General features: G+C 52.1%; 2 protein-coding genes. Both read right to left on the bottom strand.

The window, feature by feature from the left end; translation table 11 throughout:
• Positions 1 to 825: 825 nt before the first annotated feature.
• The gene (locus IE090_RS14055) at positions 826 to 1,260 is read right to left on the bottom strand and encodes an IS3 family transposase (protein WP_229815780.1); all 435 of its coding nucleotides are present in this window, start codon (positions 1,258 to 1,260) and stop codon (positions 826 to 828) included.
• Positions 1,230 to 1,600, bottom strand: a 371-nt coding sequence (locus IE090_RS14060) for an IS3 family transposase (RefSeq protein ID WP_189389177.1), incomplete at its 5' end; no start/stop codon positions are given. The genes IE090_RS14060 and IE090_RS14055, both read right to left, overlap by 31 nt.

The raw sequence follows: 1,600 nt of genomic DNA on the forward strand, positions 1-1,600 counted from the left end.
CCAACTTTTTCTGATTTCCTGGTTAGGTTCGGCGAGTTCAGGTGAAAATCAGAGGTGCCCTAGAGATCCTGATGTCTATAAAACATGGTGGAGGAGGGGGTGGGCTTTTCTCTACTCATGGAGTGCCTCGGTCTGCTGTGTTTGAAAACGTATACTACTACCTTAAAGCCACAGAACTTGATGCTAATGATAAAGATGATGCTCTGCTATATTACCAGCGTTGCCTGAGGTTTATATCTAATGGTGATTATCTTTATGATGATATAGTTGGAAGGTGCAACACGATTAGGAATAGATAACAATCCAGACGCCTCCCCCTCAGAACTGGGATGCGGTAATTGTAGCGATTTACCCGCCTGCGCTTCTAGCTGGGACACCCATCTTAAGCTCTCTGGCGCTTAGGTTTTCTGCGTCTTAGCAGGCCGCCTGAGTTAGCAATGGCTGTGCCCGTAGGGGCTGCCCGGACGGCAGCACCAGCCAACATCCTGCTTGGATGCAGGCTGTTGGCGTTGCGGCGACCACAGCATTGGCAACTCAGGATTCACAGCCTGCGCGGCGCAAAGCAGGGAGCTCGCCCGCCCGGCGTGAGGGATAAGATCCCTCAAGGAGGGCATAGGGCTTAGAGAATTCTAAAGCTATCTGCGTTGTTTCTGCTGCGTTAAAAGTGTCTCGATCGCGAGCCCGGTCACATGCTCACTTACTGCAGGTAAGCTGCGCTTTTTTTATTACTTTTCACCTAGCAGAAACTGCCTCGATGTAGGCTTGCAGTCCCTCGCCCGCCCGATGTGAGGGACATGTTGTGGTCAACCCAAACCGGACACTTTTCTAAGCACATTTTTCAAATTCAATCGGTGTTGCATCGCCCAGCGTCGTGTGCAAACGGCGGAATTTGTAGTAGCCAATGTACTCTCTCACATCGGCCACGGCATGTTCTCGAGTCGCGTAAATATTTCCCGTTAGCCACTCGCGTTTAAGGCTGCCGAAAAAACGCTCTGTGGGTGCGTTATCCCAGCAGTTTCCTTTGCGGCTCATTGAACACACCATGCCATGCTGTTTCAGCAGCGCTTGGTAGGCATGGCTGGCGTACTGACTGCCACGATCCGAGTGGTGGAGCAGCCCTTTAGGCGGTTGGCGCAAGTTAATGGCCATCATCAGGGCTCGACTGACCAGCGCGGTTTCCATATGGCGATCCAAATGCCAGCCTACCACTCGGCGCGAATATAAATCGATCACCACCGCCAGATAAACCCAGCCTTGCAAGGTCCAAATATAAGTAATGTCCGTCGTCCATACACGATTTTGTCGCTCGGAGAAAACGCTCGATCCAGCACATTTTCTGCCACCGGCAGCGCGTGTTGACTGTCGGTGGTCAGCACAAACCGTTTCTTCTTCCGGACGCTCAGGCCGAGTGCTTTCATCAGCGATCGCACCCGGTAGCGACCTATGGTAAAGCCTTCTTTGCGCAGTAATGTCATCAGTTGACGGCTACCCAAGCTTTGCCGCGACTCGTTAAACAACGTCTTCATGCGCTGTTTCAGGTGCCACGTTTGGCTATCAGGGTGTTTGTCATCACGTCGGAGCCAGTCGTAATAGGCACTGG

It is taken from the genome of Bacterioplanes sanyensis (assembly GCF_014652515.1).
Lineage (GTDB): Bacteria > Pseudomonadota > Gammaproteobacteria > Pseudomonadales > Oceanobacteraceae > Bacterioplanes > Bacterioplanes sanyensis.